The organism is Erwinia sp. V90_4, assembly GCF_029967685.1.
GTDB lineage: Bacteria > Pseudomonadota > Gammaproteobacteria > Enterobacterales > Enterobacteriaceae > Erwinia > Erwinia aphidicola.
Genome location: NZ_JASCAQ010000058.1, coordinates 1 through 21,083 on the forward strand (window position 1 = coordinate 1; position 21,083 = coordinate 21,083).

19 protein-coding genes and 1 tRNA gene are annotated in these 21,083 nt (G+C 56.5%); 18 read left to right on the forward strand and 2 right to left on the reverse strand.

The window, feature by feature from the left end; translation table 11 throughout:
- The first annotated feature begins 125 nt into the window (after positions 1-125).
- Positions 126-200: transfer RNA gene (locus QLG07_RS16940), tRNA-Gln, on the forward strand.
- Between the two features lie 148 nt (positions 201-348).
- On the opposite strand, the gene ubiF is transcribed toward QLG07_RS16940, so the two are convergent.
- Entirely contained in the window at positions 349-1,527 is a 1,179-nt protein-coding gene (ubiF, locus tag QLG07_RS16945; protein ID WP_282469738.1) for a 3-demethoxyubiquinol 3-hydroxylase, read from the reverse strand.
- Between the two features lie 195 nt (positions 1,528-1,722).
- Between ubiF and miaB the strand changes: the two genes are divergently transcribed.
- From miaB to QLG07_RS16990, 9 genes are all read left to right on the forward strand, one after another.
- The gene (miaB, locus tag QLG07_RS16950; RefSeq protein ID WP_282469739.1) at positions 1,723-3,147 is read left to right on the forward strand and encodes a tRNA (N6-isopentenyl adenosine(37)-C2)-methylthiotransferase MiaB; all 1,425 of its coding nucleotides are present in this window, start codon (positions 1,723-1,725) and stop codon (positions 3,145-3,147) included.
- 202 nt (positions 3,148-3,349) lie between these two features.
- Positions 3,350-4,411, forward strand: coding sequence for a PhoH family protein (locus tag QLG07_RS16955; protein WP_048916759.1), 1,062 nt, complete (start codon positions 3,350-3,352; stop codon positions 4,409-4,411).
- Positions 4,408-4,875, forward strand: coding sequence for an rRNA maturation RNase YbeY (ybeY, locus tag QLG07_RS16960; protein WP_048916760.1), 468 nt, complete (start codon positions 4,408-4,410; stop codon positions 4,873-4,875). The genes QLG07_RS16955 and ybeY overlap by 4 nt, the downstream gene beginning before the upstream one ends.
- A gap of 197 nt (positions 4,876-5,072) precedes the next feature.
- Positions 5,073-5,951 carry a CNNM family magnesium/cobalt transport protein CorC gene (gene corC / locus QLG07_RS16965; RefSeq protein WP_048916761.1) on the forward strand — a complete coding sequence of 293 codons (879 nt, stop codon included), beginning with the start codon at positions 5,073-5,075 and terminating at the stop codon, positions 5,949-5,951.
- Between the two features lie 7 nt (positions 5,952-5,958).
- Positions 5,959-7,494, forward strand: a complete 1,536-nt coding sequence (gene lnt / locus QLG07_RS16970; RefSeq protein ID WP_282469740.1) for an apolipoprotein N-acyltransferase — start codon at positions 5,959-5,961, stop codon at positions 7,492-7,494.
- Between the two features lie 469 nt (positions 7,495-7,963).
- Positions 7,964-8,893 (forward strand): amino acid ABC transporter substrate-binding protein, encoded by a 930-nt coding sequence (locus tag QLG07_RS16975; RefSeq protein ID WP_282469741.1) that lies wholly within the window; start codon positions 7,964-7,966, stop codon positions 8,891-8,893.
- A gap of 315 nt (positions 8,894-9,208) precedes the next feature.
- Positions 9,209-9,946, forward strand: coding sequence for an amino acid ABC transporter permease (locus QLG07_RS16980; protein ID WP_282469742.1), 738 nt, complete (start codon positions 9,209-9,211; stop codon positions 9,944-9,946).
- Positions 9,946-10,623, forward strand: a complete 678-nt coding sequence (gltK, locus tag QLG07_RS16985; RefSeq protein WP_099753574.1) for a glutamate/aspartate ABC transporter permease GltK — start codon at positions 9,946-9,948, stop codon at positions 10,621-10,623. Before QLG07_RS16980 ends, gltK begins: the two co-directional genes overlap by 1 nt.
- Complete coding sequence (locus QLG07_RS16990; protein ID WP_048916766.1) at positions 10,624-11,349, forward strand: amino acid ABC transporter ATP-binding protein; 726 nt, start codon at positions 10,624-10,626, stop codon at positions 11,347-11,349. It abuts the gene before it with no gap.
- Between the two features lie 59 nt (positions 11,350-11,408).
- Here the strand turns inward: QLG07_RS16990 and QLG07_RS16995 are convergent, their stop codons facing one another.
- Entirely contained in the window at positions 11,409-11,891 is a 483-nt protein-coding gene (locus QLG07_RS16995) for a zinc ribbon-containing protein (protein ID WP_048916767.1), read from the reverse strand.
- Positions 11,892-12,107: 216 nt separating this feature from the next.
- Between QLG07_RS16995 and leuS the strand changes: the two genes are divergently transcribed.
- From leuS to mrdB, 8 genes are all read left to right on the forward strand, one after another.
- Positions 12,108-14,690, forward strand: coding sequence for a leucine--tRNA ligase (gene leuS, locus QLG07_RS17000; protein ID WP_048916768.1), 2,583 nt, complete (start codon positions 12,108-12,110; stop codon positions 14,688-14,690).
- A 14-nt stretch (positions 14,691-14,704) separates the two neighbouring features.
- Positions 14,705-15,304 (forward strand): LPS assembly lipoprotein LptE, encoded by a 600-nt coding sequence (lptE, locus tag QLG07_RS17005; RefSeq protein ID WP_048916769.1) that lies wholly within the window; start codon positions 14,705-14,707, stop codon positions 15,302-15,304.
- Positions 15,301-16,332 (forward strand): DNA polymerase III subunit delta, encoded by a 1,032-nt coding sequence (gene holA, locus QLG07_RS17010; protein ID WP_048916770.1) that lies wholly within the window; start codon positions 15,301-15,303, stop codon positions 16,330-16,332. The genes lptE and holA overlap by 4 nt, the downstream gene beginning before the upstream one ends.
- Entirely contained in the window at positions 16,325-16,978 is a 654-nt protein-coding gene (gene nadD, locus QLG07_RS17015) for a nicotinate-nucleotide adenylyltransferase (protein ID WP_282469743.1), read from the forward strand. Before holA ends, nadD begins: the two co-directional genes overlap by 8 nt.
- A gap of 254 nt (positions 16,979-17,232) precedes the next feature.
- Complete coding sequence (gene rsfS, locus QLG07_RS17020; RefSeq protein WP_048916772.1) at positions 17,233-17,550, forward strand: ribosome silencing factor; 318 nt, start codon at positions 17,233-17,235, stop codon at positions 17,548-17,550.
- Between the two features lie 3 nt (positions 17,551-17,553).
- The gene (gene rlmH / locus QLG07_RS17025) at positions 17,554-18,024 is read left to right on the forward strand and encodes a 23S rRNA (pseudouridine(1915)-N(3))-methyltransferase RlmH (protein WP_012442067.1); all 471 of its coding nucleotides are present in this window, start codon (positions 17,554-17,556) and stop codon (positions 18,022-18,024) included.
- Between the two features lie 34 nt (positions 18,025-18,058).
- Complete coding sequence (gene mrdA / locus QLG07_RS17030) at positions 18,059-19,963, forward strand: peptidoglycan DD-transpeptidase MrdA (protein WP_048916773.1); 1,905 nt, start codon at positions 18,059-18,061, stop codon at positions 19,961-19,963.
- Between the two features lie 6 nt (positions 19,964-19,969).
- On the forward strand, positions 19,970-21,082 hold the full coding sequence (mrdB, locus tag QLG07_RS17035; protein ID WP_048916774.1) for a peptidoglycan glycosyltransferase MrdB: 1,113 nt from the start codon (positions 19,970-19,972) through the stop codon (positions 21,080-21,082).
- Position 21,083: the final 1 nt, after the last annotated feature.

The window sequence follows — 21,083 nt, forward strand, 5'->3', positions numbered from 1 at the left end:
AGGCTCTGGTTTCTGATACCAGCATTCCGGGGTTCGAATCCCTGCACCCCAGCCATATTTAGACGGCTGGTAATACGAGTCGCAAAGAAAAAGACGCCTGGTTCGCCAGTCGCATAAGTAATAATTGGGGTGTCGCCAAGTGGTAAGGCTCTGGTTTCTGATACCAGCATTCCGGGGTTCGAATCCCTGCACCCCAGCCAATTAGTAAAGAAGCCCGCGCAAGCGGGCTTTTTTACGTCTGAATAAAGGCGCGATCGGAAAAACATCGGCCCCGACGAAATGACCGGGCAGTGTTGCTAGCGGTAGAGGCTGACCCTCTGGTTCGGTCAGCCTGCCATCCCACCGTTGCTACAAACCTAACGCATACCTTAATGCCTGACGCTTAAGCACGCCCGAATGCTGCGCGACAATCAATCCAAGGTTACGCAACACCTTCAGGGGTGCCGACTGATTGCTGAAGGCAAAATAGAACAGGTCCATCCCGCTCTGCATCAGCAGGTTGTCCTTCAGGCGTTTGCGCTGATAGCGCTGTAATACCGCTGCGGATGCCCAGTCCTCCGCACGCAGCCGCGACGCACTCAACACCTCAATCAGCGCGTCCACGTCGCGATAGCCGAGGTTCACCCCCTGCCCGGCCAGCGGATTAATGGTGTGAGCCGCATCGCCCACCAGCGCCAGACCGGGCAGCACATAGCGCGTGGCATGGCGGCGCACCAGCGGGAAGGAACCGGCGGCGACCGGGGTCACTCTGCCCACTCGCGGCGGGAAGTGTGCCTGGATCTCCTTTTGCAGCTGGGGCATGCTCATCGCCTGCAGCTGGCGGATGCGTGCCGGGCTGTCATACCACACCAGCGACGCCCAGCGATCAAACAGCGGCAGGAATGCGCGTGGGCCATCCGGAGTGAACTGCTGCCAGGTGGTATCGCCGGCGTCATGCTCACAGCGCACGCTGATCAACATGCACGACTGAGAATAATTCCAGCCGTGTATACCAATCCCGGCCAGCTGCCGAACCTGGGAGTTCGCCCCGTCAGCGCCGACCACCAGCCGTGCGTGCAGCTGCTCACCGTTATCCAGCGTTAACTGCCAGCCGCCGTTTTCACTTTGCAGATCGCGCAGGCGAGCCGGGCAAAGTAGCTGAACCGGTTGCTGCTGCAGACGCTGCCACAGAGCCTGCTGCAACACGCTGTTTTCCACCATAAAACCCAGTTCTGGCAGGCCAAGCGACTCGGCATCAAAATTAACTGCTGCGGTCTGCCACTCCCAGGTTTCCAGCTTGCGGTAAGGCACTGTGCGCATCGCCAGCACCGCAGGCCAGACATCAAGCTGTTTTAGCAGCGCAGCGGAGGCAGCACCGATAGCGGAAATACGCACATCCGGATCGCTCCCCGCCACAAACTCTGCCGGCGTTTCCTGCTCCAGCACTGCAACCTGAAAACCGTGCTGCGCCAGACCACTCGCCAGCGCTGCGCCCACCATGCCGCCACCGACAATGGCCACGTCCACTTTCTGCTTTATTTCCGTCATTTTTTTTCCTTCGCCGGCCTGACCTGGCGTGCTGTGTGGCTACACCTCACCGGCTGAATTCTGTTATCCTGAGCGTGATTAAGTGTACCGGAATTTTCTGTGACAATCAGATCGCCGCAACACGGGCTTAATGGGCGTCTCTGCACGACAGAATACGCGCCCTGCTCCTCTTTCTGCATGACAAATGGCAAGTCGATGACAAAAAAACTACATATCAAAACCTGGGGCTGTCAGATGAATGAGTATGACTCATCCAAAATGGCTGACCTGTTAAACAGCACACACGGCTATGTTCTGACTGAAGAGGCGGAAGATGCCGACATACTGCTGCTCAACACCTGTTCGATTCGTGAAAAGGCTCAGGAAAAAGTTTTTGCGCTGCTTGGCCGCTGGAGAAAGCTGAAGGAAGCGAACCCCGATGTGATTATCGGCGTTGGCGGCTGCGTGGCCTCGCAGGAGGGTGCCCAGCTCCGCCAGCGCGCCAGCTGTGTCGATATCGTCTTTGGCCCACAGACGCTGCACCGCCTGCCGGAGATGATCAACACCGTGCGCGGCAGTAAAAGCCCGGTGGTGGATGTCAGCTTCCCGGAGATAGAAAAGTTTGACCGCATGCCGGAACCGCGGGCTGAAGGACCGACCGCTTTTGTCTCGATCATGGAAGGCTGCAACAAATATTGTACCTTCTGCGTGGTGCCCTACACCCGCGGTGAAGAGGTCAGCCGCCCTTCTGACGATATTCTGTTTGAAATTGCTCAGCTGGCCGCGCAGGGCGTGCGTGAAGTCAACCTGCTGGGCCAGAACGTCAATGCTTATCGCGGAGCCACCTATGACGGCGGGATCTGCTCGTTTGCCGAGCTGCTGCGGCTGGTCGCTGCCATTGATGGTATCGACCGTATCCGTTTTACCACCAGCCATCCGATTGAATTCACCGACGATATCATTGATGTCTATCGCGATACGCCGGAGCTGGTGAGCTTCCTGCATCTGCCGGTGCAGAGCGGCGCGGACCGTATTCTGACCCTGATGAAGCGCGCCCATACCGCGCTGGAGTACAAAGCCATCATCCGAAAACTGCGCGCTGCACGCCCGGATATTCAGATGAGCTCTGACTTTATCATCGGCTTCCCGGGCGAAACCCAGGCCGACTTTGAGCAGACCATGAAGCTGGTTGGTGAGATAAACTTCGATACCAGCTTCAGCTTTATTTACTCCGCGCGCCCCGGCACGCCAGCCGCCGATTTGCCGGACGATGTCTCGGAAGAAGAGAAAAAGCAGCGTCTCTATATTCTGCAGGACCGCATCAACCAGCAGGTGATGAGTTGGAGCCGCAGCAAGCTCGGCACCGTGCAGCGCATTCTGGTGGAGGGCACCTCACGCAAGAATGTGATGGAACTCTCCGGGCGTACCGAATGTAACCGCGTGGTGAACTTTGAAGGCACTCCGGAGCACATCGGCAAGTTTGTCGATGTGGAAATCGTTGATGTCTACGCCAACTCGCTGCGTGGCGTGCTGGTGCGCGCTGAAGATCAGATGGACCTGCGCACTCTTGAATCCCCAGCCTCCGTTATCGCACGCACGCGCAAAGAGAACGAACTCGGCGTGGGAACTTTCCAGCCTTGACCCCCAATTTTTGCGGCACGTCTTCAGATGTGCCGCATCATTTCATCGCGTTACACTTGCTTTCTGAAACACGCGCCCAAATATCCACACGGACGCTTGCAGCTTTGCGCTTCGCCATAAATAATTTCGCTATGGCTCTGCTGTTAAAGCCCGTCTCGCCATCCATTTCTCAACCTGGCCCTGTGTGACCCAAAGGATTAGTTTGAATATTGAAACACGTGAAATAACTCTGGAACCCATCGACAATACCCGGTTGCTGAGCCTGTGTGGCCCGTTTGATGACAATATCAAGCTGCTCGAGCGCCGTCTGGGGATTGAGATTAATCGCCGTGAGAATGCCTTTAAGCTGGTTGGCCGTGCGCTGAGTGTCGACGCCGCTGCCGATATCCTGCGCCATCTGTATGTGGATACCGCCCCGATACGCGGCCACATTCCGGATATCGATCCGGAACAGATCCATCTGGCGGTTAAAGAGAGCCGCGTACTGGAGCAGACAGCCGACAGCGTGCCTGAGTTTGGCAAAGCGATTCACATCAAGACCAAGCGTGGCGTGATTAAGCCACGTACGCCAAATCAGGCGCAATATGTGGCCAACATCCTCGACCACGATGTGACCTTCGGCATCGGCCCTGCCGGAACGGGTAAAACCTATCTGGCCGTGGCGGCAGCGGTCGATGCGCTGGAGCGCCAGGAGATCCGCCGCATTCTGCTGACCCGCCCGGCGGTTGAGGCCGGAGAAAAGCTTGGCTTTCTGCCGGGCGACCTGAGCCAAAAGGTTGACCCTTACCTGCGCCCGCTGTACGACGCTCTGTTCGAGATGCTCGGTTTTGAGCGCGTTGAAAAGCTGATTGAGCGCAACGTCATCGAAGTCGCGCCGCTGGCCTATATGCGCGGCCGTACGCTGAACGATGCCTTCATCATCCTCGATGAAAGCCAGAACACCACCATCGAACAGATGAAGATGTTCCTCACGCGCATTGGATTTAATTCCAAAGCGGTAATCACCGGTGACGTGACGCAGATTGACCTGCCGCGCAACCTGAAGTCCGGCCTGCGCCACGCCATTGAGGTGCTGTCCGACGTGAAAGAGTTGAGCTTTAACTTTTTCCACAGTGAAGACGTGGTGCGCCATCCGGTGGTGGCACGTATCGTCGTGGCCTATGAAGCCTGGGAAGCCGCCGACCAGAAACGTCGCGATGCTCAGGCAGAAGAACGTAAACGTGAAGCGCTTGCTGCTCAGCAGGCTTCACAGGAGAACAAATGAGTAATGTGATTCTTGATCTGCAGCTTGCCTGCGAGAACGCGCAGGGTCTGCCGCCAGAGTCGGACTTTCAGCGCTGGCTGGAGGCGGTTCTGCCGCAGTTCCAGCCGGAAAGCGAAGTCACTATCCGTCTGGTTGATGAGGCGGAGAGCCGTGAGCTGAACCACACCTATCGTAGCAAGGATAAGCCGACCAACGTGCTCTCATTCCCGTTTGAAGCACCGCCGGGTATTGAGCTGCCGCTGTTGGGCGATCTGATCATCTGCCGTCAGGTGGTTGAGCAGGAAGCGGCAGAGCAGGAAAAAGCGCTGGAGGCCCACTGGGCGCACATGGTGATCCACGGTAGCCTTCACCTGCTGGGTTATGATCACATCGAAGATGAAGAAGCCGAAGAGATGGAATCGCTGGAAACCGAGATAATGCTTGCTCTCGGGTATCCCGATCCGTACATTTCGGAGAAAGAATAACTGAATCAACCCAAAATGATTCGAATTGCAGCAAGGCGGCCAGATCGAGAGTTCCCGGCAACACAGTCAGCTATGTGACGGGGGCGAGCGAGCGCAGCCAAGGCACCTGCCGTTCGAAGTATCAAGGGTAAACACGCCTGCCCCTGAATAATTCGGGGCAGCCGATCACACAACAGAGAGACAAACTCAAAAACGCCATGAGCGATGACCATTCACAAAACAATGACAGTCCCCCGAGTAAAAAGGGATTTTTTTCACTCATTCTCAACCAGCTTTTTCACGGTGAGCCAAAAAACCGTGACGACCTGCTGGAACTGATCCGCGACTCCGAACAGAATGACCTGATTGACCCGGATACCAGGGACATGCTGGAAGGGGTGATGGATATTGCCGAACAGCGGGTACGTGACATTATGATCCCCCGCTCCCAGATGGTGACGCTGAAGCGTAACCAGACGCTGGAAGAGTGCCTTGGGGTCATTATTGACTCCGCGCACTCACGTTTCCCGGTAATCAGTGAAGACAAGGACCACGTTGAAGGCATCCTGATGGCCAAGGATCTGCTGCCGTTTATGAGCAGTGAATCTGAGCCTTTCAGCATCGAAAAAGTTCTGCGCCCTGCGGTGGTGGTACCGGAAAGCAAGCGCGTTGACCGCATGCTGAAAGAGTTCCGCTCGCAGCGGTACCATATGGCGATTGTGATTGATGAATTCGGTGGCGTTTCCGGTCTGGTCACCATTGAGGATATCCTCGAGCTGATTGTCGGTGAAATCGAAGATGAGTATGACGATGAAGAAGATCGCGATATTCGTCAGCTGAGTCGCCACACCTACACTATCCGGGCACTGACGCCGATCGAAGATTTTAATGAAGTCTTCGAGACCAGCTTCAGTGACGAAGAGGTCGACACCATCGGTGGCCTGGTGATGCAGGGCTTCGGCCATCTGCCGGCCCGCGGTGAAAGTATTGAGATTGACGGTTACCAGTTTAAAGTGGCGATGGCGGACAGCCGTCGTATTATTCAGGTCCATGTCCGTATCCCGGAAAATTCGCCGCAACCGACTCTGGAAGAGTAACTACCGTATGGCAATTGCCTCAATCTACCAGCGCCAGCGGGTTCGCCTGCTTTTAGCGCTGATTACGGGTGCCATTGGCACCCTTTCTTTCTCCCCCTATGATTTCTGGCCCGCTGCTTTAGTTTCACTGTTTGGCCTGCAGGCATTAACCCTTAACCGCACCACCCGCCAGGCCAGCGCCATTGGTTTTGTCTGGGGCTTTGGCCTGTTTGGCAGCGGTATCAACTGGGTGTATGTCAGCATCGCAACCTTCGGCGGAATGCCAGGGCCGGTAAATGTTTTCCTTGTACTGCTGCTGGCCGCCTATCTGTCGCTCTACACGCTGCTGTTCACCACGCTGCTTAACCGCCTGTGTCCGAAAGCCTCGCTGCTGCGCCTGGCGATTGCGGCTCCGGTGCTGTGGCAGATCTGTGAATTCCTGCGTGGCTGGGTGCTGACCGGCTTTCCGTGGCTGCAGTTTGGCTACAGCCAGATCAACGGCCCGCTGAAAGGGTTAGCTCCGCTGCTGGGCGTAGAAGGCATCACCTTCCTGCTGATGGTGATTGCAGGCCTGGCGGTTTATGCTCTGGTGCAGCGCCGTCTGGCCCCTGCTATCGCCGCCGCCGCCCTGCTGCTGCTGCCGTGGCCGCTGCGTCTGATTAGCTGGTTCCAGCCGCTGCCTGAACGGGCGGTGAACGTTGCAATGGTGCAGGGCAACATTGAGCAGTCCCTGAAGTGGGACCCGAATCAGCTGATCAATACGCTGAAAACCTACACGGCGCTCAGCCGTCCGTACGTGGGTAAAGCCCCGATCATCATCTGGCCAGAATCCGCCATTCCCGATCTGGAAACCAACCAGCAGCCGTTCCTGAAGTCAGTGGATGACCAGCTGCGCGACAGTGGCAGCAGCCTGGTGACCGGCATCGTCGATTCACGCCTGGAGAGTAATCGCTACCACGATTACAACACCATCATCGTGCTGGGCGGCCCGCAGCCTTACAACTACTTCAGCGGCAACCGCTACCAGAAGAATCATCTGGTGCCGTTCGGGGAATTTGTCCCGCTGGAGTCGCTGCTGCGGCCGCTGGCGCCCTTCTTCGACCTGCCGATGTCGTCATTCAGCCGCGGCAGCTACGTCCAGCCGCAGCTGCAGGTGGCGGGCTATAACCTCACCGCCGCCATTTGCTACGAAATCGTGCTGGGGCAGCAGGTGCGTGACAACTTCCGTCCGGATACCAACTTCCTGCTCACGATTTCGAACGATGCCTGGTTTGGTCACTCTATCGGGCCGTGGCAGCACTTGCAGATGGCGCGTATGCGCGCGCTGGAGCTGGGCCGCCCACTGCTGCGCAGCACAAATAACGGCGTGACGGCAGTGGTCGATGCCAGCGGTGACATCACCCACATCATTCCGCAGTTCAAAGCGGAAGTGTTAGCGGCGAAAGTGACCCCGACTACCGGCCTGACGCCTTATGCCCGCATCGGCAACTGGGGCATCTGGGCGATCTCATTGCTGTTTGCTATTGCCGGTCTGATTGGTTCACGTCGTTGTCGTCGTAAGTAGTCAGTCGGGGTCGATGCTCTTTTCGCTCGACCCTTGCCTGCCCTGTTGCGGGCTGACCGGAAAAAATGGTCAGCCCCAATTCATGCTACTCCTCCCCCTTCCCCCACAGTTTATGCTGCACTTTTGTTAAAACTCCCCCATTGGCACGATGATTGCTTCGTTTTTATGGATTGTTTCCATGGAAACCTGTGCTGGCCCCCGACGAATGTCACGATGAAATCGTCCCCGCACCGCTAAGGCGCATTAATTGCACCCTTGCGGAGCATTGCCTGGAATACCGCCCACATTTGGTGCGGCGCACCTCGCAAAAAAGAAACTTTTTCATTTCATGCCGTTAACATTCAGCTATGTTATTGGGGAACCACACGCGTTAAGCCGTGAAAAAAAACAGATAATTAGCAGGAAATACACACACAACATCACGTCGGCGCAGTTTTATTTCGCGCCACAACTGCAAAGGAGTAGGAACATGAAATTACGGAAACTGGGGCTTTGCCTTGCACTGGCAGGATTCGCCTCCGGTATCGCTCATGCTGAGGACGCCAAACCACAGGCCGCTGCAGATGCTCAACAGCAAATGCCTACCCTGGAAAAAATTGCCAAAAACGGCGTCATCGTCGTAGGTCACCGTGAATCATCCGTCCCGTTCTCCTATTACGATAATGCTCAGAAAGTGGTGGGCTACTCTCAGGACTATTCCAACGCGATTGTTGACGCCATCAAGAAAAAACTGAACAAGCCCGACCTGCAGGTAAAAATGCTGCCGATCACCTCGCAGAACCGTATCCCACTGTTGCAGAACGGCACCTACGATTTTGAGTGTGGTTCTACCACCAATAACCTCGAGCGCCAGAAACAGGCTGCGTTCTCTGACAGCATCTTTGTTGTCGGCACCCGACTGCTGGTGAAAAAAGGCGGCCCGATTAAAGATTTCGCCGATTTGAAGGGCAAAACCGTGGTTGTCACGTCCGGTACCACCTCAGAAATTCTGCTGAACAAGCTGAATGACGAGCAGAAAATGGGCATGCGTATTATCAGCGCTAAAGATCACGGTGACTCGTTCCGCACGCTGGAAAGCGGCCGCGCCGTGGCGTTTATGATGGATGATGCCCTGCTGGCCGGTGAACGTGCCAAGGCGAAAAAACCGGATGGCTGGGAGATCCTCGGTACGCCACAGTCGAAAGAAGCCTACGGCTGTATGCTGCGTAAAGGTGACGGTGAGTTTAAACAGCTGATGGATGACACCATCGCTCAGGCACAGACTTCCGGTGAAGCAGCTAAGTGGTTCGATAAATGGTTCAAGCAGCCAATCCCACCTAAGAATATGAACATGAACTTTGAACTGTCCGACGACATGAAAGCCCTGTTCAAGACACCTAATGACAAAGCATTGAATTAATAATCAAAAGAAATCCTGAATAATTAGCGTGGCGACAAGGCGGCAAGCGCATGAATCCCCGGGAGCTGACGAAAGTAAGTGACTGGGGTGAAAGAGTGAAGCCAACGCAGTAGCAACGTTAATTAGGACGGGTTAAGGGCAGGTAGCTGCCCTACGATTGTTGAAAACAGGCTCGGACAGACACAGCCAGGCTGATATGGCTCAAACCATACGGCCCGGTGAAGGTGCAAGCCGGTCGTTCCCCGGCGAGCACAGCAGAGCCTCTCATCAATCTTCAGGGTAGCGGTCGCTACCCTTTTTTTACCGGAGCTTTTTATGTCTATTGATTGGAACTGGGGAATATTCCTGCAGGAGGCCCCCTTCGGCAATACTACCTACCTCGGTTGGTTATGGTCTGGTTTCCAGGCCACCATTGCCGTCTCGGTCTGCGCCTGGATAATCGCCCTGCTGGTCGGTTCACTGTTCGGTATTTTACGTACCGTACCTAACCGTCTGCTCTCTTCACTCGGCACCTGTTACGTTGAACTGTTCCGTAACGTGCCGCTGATTGTGCAATTCTTTATCTGGTATCTGGTGGTGCCGGAACTGCTGCCAGAAGGGATAGGCATGTGGTTTAAATCGGAGATCGATCCGAACATCCAGTTCTTTACCTGTTCCGTGCTATGCCTGGGCTTGTTTACCGCCGCGCGCGTCTGCGAACAGGTACGTGCGGCGATCCAGTCGCTGCCTTCAGGACAGAAGAATGCCGGTCTGGCGATGGGCCTGACGCTGCCGCAAACCTATCGCTATGTACTGTTACCGAATGCCTACCGCGTGATCGTGCCGCCGATGACCTCGGAGATGCTGAACCTGGTAAAAAACTCGGCTATCGCTTCGACGATTGGCCTGGTCGATATGGCCGCTCAGGCCGGGAAACTGCTGGACTACTCGGCACACGCCTATGAATCTTTCACTGCTATCACCCTCGCCTACATCGCAATTAACGCGGTGATCATGCTGCTGATGAGCCTGGTTGAACGCAAAGTCCGCCTGCCGGGCCAGGGAGGCAAATAATGTACCAATTTGACTGGAGCACCATCGTTCCTAATCTGCCCTACCTGTGGAATGGCATGGTCATCACGCTTAAGATCACCGTCACCGCGGTGGTCTTCGGCATTATCTGGGGCACGCTGCTGGCAGTAATGCGCCTGTCGACGTTTAAACCGATCAGCTGGTTTGCCAAGATTTACGTCAATCTGTTCCGTTCTGTGCCGCTGGTGATGGTGCTGCTGTGGTTTTACCTGGTGGTGCCGAGTTTCCTGCAGCAGGTTCTGGGGCTGTCGCCGAAAACGGATATCCGCCTGATCTCAGCCATGGTGGCCTTCTCGCTGTTTGAAGCGGCCTACTATTCGGAAATAATCCGCGCCGGTATTTTGAGCATCGCCCGCGGTCAGGGCAACGCCGCGCTGGCGCTGGGCATGACCCAGTGGCAGTCCATGAAGCTGATTATCCTGCCGCAGGCGTTTCGCGCCATGGTGCCGCTGCTGCTGACGCAGGGCATCGTGCTGTTCCAGGATACCTCACTGGTGTATGTCTTAAGCCTTGCCGATTTCTTCCGTACCGCCGATACCATCGGGGTGAATAACGGTACCGAGATTGAAATGGTGCTGTTTGCCGGTGCGGTCTACTTTGTTATCAGCCTTAGCGCGTCGCTGTTGGTCAGCTATTTAAAGAAAAAAAGGACTGCTTAAATGATTACCCTGAAAAATGTTTCTAAGTGGTATGGTCACTTTCAGGTGCTGACCGACTGCTCAACCGAAGTGAAAAAAGGTGAAGTGGTGGTGGTTTGCGGTCCTTCCGGTTCCGGTAAATCCACGCTGATCAAAACCGTTAACGGCCTTGAGCCGGTGCAGAAGGGGTTGATCGAAGTTAATGGCACCCCGGTCAACAATAAGAAAACTAACCTGGCGCAGCTGCGCTCAAAAGTCGGGATGGTGTTCCAGCACTTTGAACTGTTTCCGCACCTGTCGATTGTTGAAAATCTGACGCTGGCGCAGGTAAAAGTTCTGAAGCGTAATAAAGAAGAAGCGCGTCAAAAGGGTCTGAAGCTGCTGGAGCGTGTCGGGCTGGGGGCACATGCCAACAAGTTCCCTGGCCAGCTCTCCGGGGGTCAGCAGCAGCGCGTGGCGATTGCCCGCGCGCTCTGTATGGATCCCATCGCCATGCTGTTCGATGAACCGACCTCGGCATTAGATCCGGAGATGATCAATGAAGTGCTGGACGTCATGGTCGAACTGGCTAACGAAGGCATGACGATGATGGTGGTGACGCACGAGATGGGCTTTGCGCGTAAGGTGGCGAACCGCGTCATCTTTATGGATGAAGGCAAGATTGTTGAAGACTCACCGAAAGATGAGTTCTTTAACAATCCGCAGTCGGAGCGTGCTAAAGACTTCCTCGCGAAGATCCTGCACTAAGCCCCAGGGGCCAGGTATACCTGGCCCCGGAGTCGGGCATGCCCGACCCGTAGGTTTATTTACGGTTCAAACGGCTGACGCACGAAGTGATCGTGGCCGCACTCCGGGCAGCGGGTCAGCACCTCAGGGGTGTAGATCGCCCGGGTAAACTGGCAGGTCTCACACACCAGATTGCCTAACCCCACGACTTCGCCACTCTGATACACGCCATGATGGTTGAGGTCCTGGAATACTTCACGCCACTCCAGCTGACTTTTGTCGGTAATATCCGCCAGCTCCTTCCAGATGCTTTGCCGGATCACGCGCATAAACACGCTGTCGCCCAGCTCCTGCTGATTTTCGGCATAGCTGCGGGCAAACTCTTCCAGATCGCGGCGTACGGCGCGGCTCACGTCATCAATTTCACTGCGCGTTAACTCGCCACGATTATTCATCCGCTGGCGCGCACTCTCAACCAGCGCATCGATATCGCGTTCTCCGCGTTCCAGACGCGTTGTCAGTGAAGATACCAGCTCACGATAATACTGAGCGACCTTGTTCATAGACTCTCCTTATTGATAACGAAAGCGTTTCCTCTCATTCTAGCGCCTGCTGAAAATTTACCGTGTTTCAACGATAAATTTTGCCGCCGCGCTTCCAGCTTGCAGAGAAATGCCCACCATCAGGACGCTTACTGTTGTTGCCACAGTTGCTTATCAGCTATGCTATGCGGATCTGAACGAACACAAAAAAATCGATACAAAGGACCACTGGCTACTATGCAAGAGCAATACCGCCCGGAAGAGATAGAATCCCACGTCCAGCAGCACTGGGATGAGAAGCAAACGTTCAAAGTGACCGAAGAGGAAGGTAAAGAGAAGTATTACTGCCTCTCCATGCTGCCCTATCCTTCTGGCCGCCTACACATGGGCCACGTGCGCAACTATACGATTGGTGACGTGATCTCCCGTTACCAGCGCATGCTGGGTAAAAACGTGCTGCAGCCAATCGGCTGGGATGCCTTCGGCCTGCCTGCTGAAGGCGCCGCGGTGAAAAACAAAACCGCACCGGCCCCGTGGACCTACTCCAACATCGACTACATGAAAAACCAGCTGAAACTGCTGGGCTTTGGCTATGACTGGAACCGCGAACTCGCCACCTGCCAGCCAGAGTATTACCGCTGGGAACAGTGGTTCTTCACCAAGCTGTATGAAAAAGGCCTGGTCTACAAAAAGACCTCGGCGGTGAACTGGTGCCCGCACGACATGACCGTGCTGGCTAACGAGCAGGTTATTGACGGCTGCTGCTGGCGCTGCGACACCAAGGTTGAACGCAAAGAGATCCCACAGTGGTTTGTCAAAATCACCGACTATGCCGACGAACTGCTGAATGACCTCGACAAGCTGGAAAGCTGGCCTGAGCAGGTCAAAACTATGCAGCGCAACTGGATTGGCCGCTCCGAAGGGGTGGAAATCGAGTTCAGCGTTATCGACAGCGCAGAGAAGCTGAGCGTCTACACCACGCGCCCGGACACCTTTATGGGTGTGACCTACTTGGCCGTCGCTGCGGGCCACCCGCTGGCCGCTCAGGCGTCTGCAACCAACCCGGCGCTGGCTGACTTCATCGCCGAGTGCCGGAACACCAAGGTGGCCGAAGCTGAAATGGCGACCATGGAGAAGAAAGGCATGGCGACCGGCCTGTTTGCTGAACATCCACTGACCGGTGAGAAATTGCCGGTGTGGGTAGCAAACTTTGTGCTGATGGAATACGGCACCGGTGCCGTAATGGCCGTACCTGGCCACGACCAGCGCGATTGGGAATTCGCCACCAAGTATGACCTGGCCATCAAGCCGGTGATCCTTGCCGCTGACGGCAGCGCGCCAGACCTGAGCGAAGCCGCGATGACCGAAAAAGGCACGCTGTTTAACTCCGGTGAGTTTGACGGTCTGTCCTATGAAGACGGTTTCAACGCCATTGCCAACAAACTGGCCGACAAAGGGGTTGGCGAGCGTAAGGTAAACTACCGCCTGCGCGACTGGGGTGTCTCCCGTCAGCGTTACTGGGGTGCGCCAATTCCAATGGTGACGCTGGAAGATGGCACCGTGATGCCAACGCCTGAAGACCAGCTGCCGGTGATCCTGCCGGAAGATGTGGTGATGGATGGCATTACCAGCCCAATTAAAGCCGACCCCGAGTGGGCGAAAACCACCGTCAACGGTCAGCCTGCGCTGCGCGAAACCGATACCTTTGATACCTTTATGGAGTCTTCCTGGTACTACGCACGCTACACCTGCCCGGACTATGACAAAGGCATGCTGGACCCGGCGGCCGCTAACTACTGGCTGCCGGTCGATCAGTATGTGGGGGGCATTGAGCATGCCATCATGCACCTGCTCTACTTCCGCTTCTTCCACAAGCTGCTGCGTGATGCCGGGCTGGTAAACTCTGACGAGCCGGCTAAACGCCTGCTGTGCCAGGGTATGGTGCTGGCAGATGCCTTCTACTACAGCGGTGCCAACGGCGAGCGTAACTGGGTTTCTCCGGTTGACGTCACCGTTGAGCGCGATGAAAAAGGCCGTATTACTAAAGCAACTGACGAAGCAGGCCACGAGCTGGTTTATGCCGGCATGAGCAAAATGTCGAAGTCAAAAAACAATGGCATCGACCCGCAGGTGATGGTGGAGCGCTACGGTGCTGACACCGTGCGTCTGTTCATGATGTTCGCTTCCCCGGCGGAAATGACGCTGGAGTGGCAGGAGTCCGGTGTGGAAGGGGCCAACCGCTTCCTGAAACGCGTCTGGAAACTGGCCTTTGAGCACACCGCAAAAGGTGCTACCGTCGCGCTGGACGTTGATGCGCTGGACGACGCTCAGAAATCCCTGCGTCGCGATCTGCATAAAACCATTAACAAAGTGTCCGATGATATCGGCCGCCGTCAGACCTTCAACACTGCGATTGCCGCAATTATGGAGCTGATGAACAAACTTGCCCGTGCCCCGCAGGAGAGCGAGCAGGATCGTGCGCTGATGCAGGAAGCGCTGCTGGCCGTGGTACGCATGCTTAACCCGTTCACTCCGCACGCCAGCTTCGTGCTGTGGCAGTCGCTGGGTGGCGAGGGCGACATCGACAACGCACCGTGGCCGCAGGCAGACGAAGCGGCAATGGTCGAAGATTCTCTGCTGGTTGTGGTACAGGTTAACGGCAAGGTGCGCGGGAAGATTACCGTCGCAGCTGACGCTAACCAGGAACAGGTGCAGGCTCGCGCTGCGCAGGAGCATCTGGTGGCCAAATATCTTGATGGCGTCACCATTCGTAAAGTGATTTACGTACCGGGCAAGCTGCTTAACCTGGTCGTGGGCTGATGTCAGGAGGAATTGTGCGACATCCGATAGTCTCGTTATTACTCGGCATGGCGGTGTTGATCACCGCCGGTTGTGGCTACCATCTGCGCGGCACCACCTCGGTGCCGCCGGAGATGAAAACGCTGGTTCTTGATACCGCTGACCCGTATGGCCCGCTGACGCGTGCCGTGCGCGAACAGCTGCGTCTGAACAACGTCACCATCCTCGATAACGCGGCGGAGCGCACCGATGTGCCTTCACTGCGTCTGCAGGGTGAGAGGAGCGGCCGCGATACCGCCTCGATCTTCCAGGACGGGAAAACCGCCGAGTACTCGATGGTGATGACCGTGAGCGCCTCGGTGCTGGTGCCGAATAAGGGCATCTATCCGATCAGCGCCACCGTCTACCGTTCATTCTTCGATAACCCGCTGGCCGCGCTGGCAAAAGACTCCGAGCAGCAGATCATTGTGAATGAGATGCGTACTCAGGCGGTTGAGCAGCTGGTGCGTAAGCTGCTGACGGTGCATGCGGCGGAAAAGAACCCGGCCATTAACACGCTCGACAGCACGCCTTCAGCGGTGGATAACCTGCCGGGTGCTGCCAACAGCGTGTCGGACAGCTCTTACACACGATGATCAGGATTTACCCTGAGCAACTGGGCGCGCAACTCCGAGAGGGGCTGCGCGCCTGTTATCTGTTAAGCGGTAATGAACCGCTGCTGCTGCAGGAAGCGCAGGACGAGATCCGCGCCGCCGCCCAGCAGCAGGGGTTTACTGAACATTTCAGCGTAGTGCTGGAAGCGGGAACCGACTGGCAGGATATATTTGCCACCTGCCAGGAGCTCAGCCTGTTTGCCAGCCGCCAGACGTTGCTGCTTATTTTGCCGGAAAACGGCCCAAATGCCGCCATGAGCGAACAGCTGCTCATGCTCTCCACGCTGCTGCACAGCGATATCCTGCTGGTGCTGCGCGCCAGTAAACTCACCAAAGCTCAGGAAAACAGCGCCTGGTTTAAGGCGCTGAGCGCCCACGGTGTGCTGGTTCCCTGCCAGACGCCGGAACAGGCGCAGCTACCGCGCTGGGTCGCGGCCCGCGCTAAAAAACAGCAGCTGACGCTGGATGATGCCGCCAATCAGCTGCTGTGCTACTGCTATGAAGGCAATCTGCTGGCCTTGTCTCAGGCACTGGAACGGCTGGCTCTGCTGTGGCCGGACGGGAAACTGACGCTGCCGCGCGTTGAGCAGGCGGTCAATGATGCCGCGCATTTCACGCCGTTCCACTGGGTTGATGCCCTGCTGGCCGGGAAAAGTAAGCGCGCACTGCACATCCTGCGCCAGATGCGTTCAGAAGAGAGTGAACCGGTAATCCTGCTGCGCACCCTGCAGCGCGATCTGCTGCTGCTGGTGACGCTGCAGCGCCAGATGGCCAGCACGCCGCTGCGCACGCTGTTTGACCAGCACCGGGTATGGCAGAACCGCCGCACGCTGTTTAGCGATGCGCTGCAGCGCCTGAGCAGCGCGCAGCTGGGCCAGGCCGTGCGCGCACTGACGCATATCGAACTGACGCTGAAGCAGGATTACGGCCAGTCGGTTTGGGCGGAGCTGGAGACGCTGGCGCTGGTGCTGTGCCACCCGGCTTTCCCGCCGAGTTTCTGTGATGTGTGACACCATTAAACTGCACGCGCTGCTCGGCGGCACGTTTGACCCGATCCACTACGGTCACCTGCAGCCGGCTGAAGCGCTGGCCGCACAGGTCGGGTTGCAAAAAGTCACGCTGATGCCAAACAACGTGCCGCCGCATCGCCCGCAGCCGGAGGCCACGCCCGCACAGCGCGTGGAAATGGTCAGGCTGGCGATTGCCGGGAACCCGCTGTTCGAGCTGGACCTGCGTGAAATGCAGCGCAGCACCCCCTCTTACACCCTCGAAACGCTGGAAGAGCTGCGCGCCGAGCGCGGGGCGCGCCAGCCGCTGGCCTTTATCATCGGTCAGGATTCCCTGCTAACCTTACATAAGTGGCACCGCTGGCAGGCGCTGCTGTCATTATGTCATCTGCTGGTCTGTCAGCGTCCGGGCTATCGCAGCGAGATGGAAACGCCGGAGCTGCAACGGTGGCTGGACCAGCATCTGACGCGCGACGCGCTGCTCCTGCAACAAACGCCCGCCGGTAAGGTGTTTCTCGCCGACACTCCGCTGGTCGACATTTCGGCTACCGAAATCCGCACGCGTCGTCATCAGGGCAAGTCAGATAGCGACCTGCTACCCCCGGCCGTCAGCGATTACATCGATCGCGAGGGGTTATACACACAATAATTCGAATTGCAGGCAGGCGGCCCACCAGCAAGTCCCGATGAGCTTACTCAAAGTGATTCGGGTGAGCGCGAGTAGCCAACCCATCTGCGGCTCGAATCAGGACGTGTATATCGCAACCTGCCACAGCGTGATATACTTCGCCGCTAATTTTTCGGGGCATTCGCCCGGCTAAAACATCATGTTACGGTTGTCGACAGCGCTTTACGCGTGAATATGCGATAACCCTTCAGACTTAAATCCCAAGGGGGAACCTTTTGCAAGGTCAAGCACTCCAAGACTTCGTCATTGATAAATGTGACGATTTAAAAGCTCAGGACATTGTCGCTATCGACGTTCAGGGCAAATCAAGCATCACCAGCTATATGGTGATTTGCACCGGCACCTCAACCCGCCATCTGGTTTCCATCGCTGAACACGTGGTTCAGGAAGCGAAGCAGATCGGTCTGGATGCTTTTCGCGTTAACAGCCGTGCGCCAAGTGACTGGGTGGTTGTTGACCTCGGTGAAGTGATCCTTCACGTCATGGAAGCAGACAGCCGTCAGCTGTACGAACTGGAAAAGCTCTGGAGTTAAGCCGTGAAGCTGCAACTGGTCGCCGTTGGCACCAAAATGCCGGACTGGGTTCAAACGGGTTTTATGGAATATCTGCGTCGGTTTCCGAAAGATATGCCATTCGAACTGACTGAGGTCCCGGCCGGAAAGCGCGGCAAGAATGCCGATATCAAACGCATTCTGGAAAAAGAAGGCGAAATGATGCTGGCAGCCACCGGTAAGGGCAACCGCATCGTCACGCTGGATATACCCGGCCAGCCGTGGGAAACCCCACAGCTCGCCAGTCAACTGGAACGCTGGAAGCAGGATGGCCGCGATGTCAGCCTGTTGATTGGCGGACCGGAAGGCCTGTCACCCGCCTGCAAGGCCGCGGCGGAACAAAGCTGGTCACTCTCAGCGCTGACCCTGCCCCATCCGCTGGTTCGCGTGTTGGTTGCAGAGAGTTTGTATCGTGCATGGAGCATTACTGCGAATCATCCTTATCATCGTGAGTAACGGATAAGGCTAACCGGACAGACAAAAGCAGCGGATGAAATTACAACGTAACTCCTTTCGTGACTATACCGCCGAGCAGACGCTGTTTGTTCGTCGGGCGCTAATCGCATTTTTTGGCATTTTGCTGCTTTCCGGTGTGCTGGTGGCGAACCTTTACCACCTGCAAATTACCCGCTTTGACGACTACAGCACGCGCTCCAATGAGAACCGCATCAAATTGGTTCCGGTCGCGCCCAGCCGTGGCATTATCTTCGACCGTAATGGCGTCCCCCTGGCGCTTAACCGCACCATTTACCAGCTCGAGCTGGTGCCTGAAAAAGTCGATAACCTGCAGCAAGTCCTGCAGGAGCTGAAGCCTATCGTCGATCTGACCGATGAAGATATTGAAGCATTTGAAAAAGAGCGCAAACGCTCGCGTCGCTTTACCTCTATTGCGGTGAAAACCAGCCTGAATGACGTTCAGGTAGCGCGTTTTGCCGTCAATCAGTACCGTTTCCCCGGCGTTGAAGTCAAAGGCTATCAGCGCCGCTACTACCCTTACGGCTCCGCCCTGACCCACGTGCTCGGCTACGTGTCGAAAATTAACGACCGCGACGTCGAGCGCCTGGATAAAGAGGGCAAGTGGCCCAACTATGCTGCCACCCACGACATCGGCAAGCTGGGTATTGAGCGCTATTACGAAGATGTACTGCACGGCAAAACGGGGTATGAAGAGGTCGAAGTGAACAACCGCGGCCGCGTTATTCGCCAGCTGCACGAGCAGTCTCCGCAGGCCGGGCGCGATATCTACCTGACGATTGACCTTAAGCTCCAGCAGTATATTGAGACGCTGCTGGCGGGCAGTCGTGCCGCCGTAGTGGTCAGCGATCCGCGTAACGGTGAATTACTGGCGATGGTCTCCATGCCCAGCTATGACCCGAACCTGTTTGTCGACGGTATCTCCAGCAAGGACTATAACCGCCTGCTGCATGATGAAAACCGCCCGTTGATTAACCGCGCGACACAGGGCGCCTACCCTCCAGCGTCCACGGTGAAACCGTATATTGCGGTGTCAGCCCTGACCGCCGGCGTCATCACCCGCAACACCAGCCTGTTTGACCCGGGCTGGTGGCAGCTGCCCGGGTCCGAAAAACGTTTCCGCGACTGGAAACGCTGGGGCCACGGCCGCCTGAACGTCACCAAATCGCTGGAAGAGTCCGCGGATACCTTCTTCTATCAGGTTGCCTATGATATGGGCATCGACCGGCTCGGCGAGTGGATGAGTAAATTCGGCTACGGCCATCTTTCCGGTATCGATCTGATCGAAGAGACCGCCGGCAACATGCCCACCCGTGACTGGAAGATGAAGCGCTTCAAGAAACCCTGGTATCAGGGGGACACCATACCGGTGGGTATCGGCCAGGGGTACTGGACCGCCACGCCGGTACAGATGAACAAAGCGTTGATGATCCTGATTAACGATGGCGTGATTAAAACTCCGCATCTGATGATGGACGCCATGCAGGGCAGCACTAAAGTGCCATGGCGTCAGCCGCCGGAGGCCCCGGTCGCAGACGTCCACTCCGGCTACTGGGAAATTGCCAAAGACGGCATGTATGGCGTGGCGAACCGTCCAAATGGTACTGCGCGTAAGAGCTTTGCGGACGCTTCCTATAAAATCGCCGCCAAGTCAGGTACCGCACAGGTATTTGGCCTGAAAGCGAATGAAACCTATAACGCCCACAAGCTGACGGAACGCCTGCGCGACCACAAGCTGATGACGGCCTTTGCGCCTTACGATCATCCCCGCGTGGCCGTCACTATCATCCTTGAGAATGGCGGCGCAGGTCCGGCCGTCGGGACTATCATGCGCCAGATCCTCGACCACATTATTCTTGGCGATAACAATACTAACCTGCCTGACGCTGCGCCAACGCCGCCAGGCTACGAAGGTGAATAACCGGTTATGAATGATAGCCATCAGAAAAGGACAATCTGGACGCGTATCCATATTGATCCGACATTTTGCCTGATCATCGCCGCGCTGCTGATTTACAGCGCGCTGGTGATGTGGAGTGCCAGCGGCCAGGATCCGGGCATGATGGAGCGCAAGCTCGGTCAGATTGCCATGGGAGTGGTCGTGATGCTGGTGATGGCGCAAATCCCGCCGCGCGTGTATGAAGGCTGGGCGCCCTACCTCTATATAATCTGCGTGATCTTGCTGATCGCGGTGGACGCCTTCGGGCAGATCAGTAAAGGGGCACAGCGCTGGCTGGACCTCGGCGTGGTGCGCTTCCAGCCCTCGGAGATTGCCAAAATCGCCGTACCGCTGATGGTGGCACGCTTTATTAACCGCGATGTCTGCCCGCCGACCTTGAAAAACACCGCCATCGCGCTGGTGCTGATCTTTATGCCAACCCTGCTGGTAGCGGCACAGCCGGATCTCGGTACTGCAATATTGATCGCTGCCTCCGGGCTGTTCGTGCTGTTCCTCTCCGGCATGAGCTGGAAGCTGATCGCCATTGCAGTGCTGCTGGTGGCGGCATTTATTCCGGTGCTGTGGTTCTTCCTGATGCACGACTATCAGCGCGACCGCGTGATGATGCTGCTCGACCCGGAAAGCGACCCACTCGGCGCGGGCTACCATATTATCCAGTCGAAAATCGCCATCGGCTCAGGCGGGCTGCGCGGTAAGGGCTGGCTGCATGGAACCCAGTCACAGCTTGAGTTCTTGCCCGAACGCCATACTGACTTTATTTTTGCGGTACTGGCCGAAGAATTAGGATTAGTCGGGGTACTGATTCTGCTGATACTCTACGTGCTGCTGATCATGCGTGGCCTGACGATGGCTGCACGTGCGCAGACCACCTTTGGTCGCGTGATGGCCGGTGGATTAATGCTGATCTTCTTTGTCTATGTTTTTGTTAATATTGGCATGGTAAGCGGTATATTGCCGGTGGTAGGCGTGCCGTTACCGTTAGTCAGCTACGGCGGCTCCGCACTGATCGTCCTGATGGCCGGGTTTGGCATCATAATGTCGATTCACACCCACCGAAAACTGTTGTCGAAGAGCGTTTAAG

Excerpts from the sequence above, each read along its gene's own strand:
- nadD (WP_282469743.1), top strand. The coding sequence starts at position 16,325 with ATGTGTGACACCATTAAACTGCACGCGCTGCTCGGCGGCACGTTTGAC.
- mrdA (WP_048916773.1), top strand. The coding sequence starts at position 18,059 with ATGAAATTACAACGTAACTCCTTTCGTGACTATACCGCCGAGCAGACG.
- QLG07_RS16995 (WP_048916767.1), bottom strand. The coding sequence starts at position 11,891 with ATGAACAAGGTCGCTCAGTATTATCGTGAGCTGGTATCTTCACTGACA.
- leuS (WP_048916768.1), top strand. The coding sequence starts at position 12,108 with ATGCAAGAGCAATACCGCCCGGAAGAGATAGAATCCCACGTCCAGCAG.
- mrdB (WP_048916774.1), top strand. The coding sequence starts at position 19,970 with ATGAATGATAGCCATCAGAAAAGGACAATCTGGACGCGTATCCATATT.
- ybeY (WP_048916760.1), top strand. The coding sequence starts at position 4,408 with ATGAGTAATGTGATTCTTGATCTGCAGCTTGCCTGCGAGAACGCGCAG.
- ubiF (WP_282469738.1), bottom strand. The coding sequence starts at position 1,527 with ATGACGGAAATAAAGCAGAAAGTGGACGTGGCCATTGTCGGTGGCGGC.
- lnt (WP_282469740.1), top strand. The coding sequence starts at position 5,959 with ATGGCAATTGCCTCAATCTACCAGCGCCAGCGGGTTCGCCTGCTTTTA.
- miaB (WP_282469739.1), top strand. The coding sequence starts at position 1,723 with ATGACAAAAAAACTACATATCAAAACCTGGGGCTGTCAGATGAATGAG.
- corC (WP_048916761.1), top strand. The coding sequence starts at position 5,073 with ATGAGCGATGACCATTCACAAAACAATGACAGTCCCCCGAGTAAAAAG.
- QLG07_RS16990 (WP_048916766.1), top strand. The coding sequence starts at position 10,624 with ATGATTACCCTGAAAAATGTTTCTAAGTGGTATGGTCACTTTCAGGTG.
- gltK (WP_099753574.1), top strand. The coding sequence starts at position 9,946 with ATGTACCAATTTGACTGGAGCACCATCGTTCCTAATCTGCCCTACCTG.
- QLG07_RS16980 (WP_282469742.1), top strand. The coding sequence starts at position 9,209 with ATGTCTATTGATTGGAACTGGGGAATATTCCTGCAGGAGGCCCCCTTC.
- QLG07_RS16975 (WP_282469741.1), top strand. The coding sequence starts at position 7,964 with ATGAAATTACGGAAACTGGGGCTTTGCCTTGCACTGGCAGGATTCGCC.
- holA (WP_048916770.1), top strand. The coding sequence starts at position 15,301 with ATGATCAGGATTTACCCTGAGCAACTGGGCGCGCAACTCCGAGAGGGG.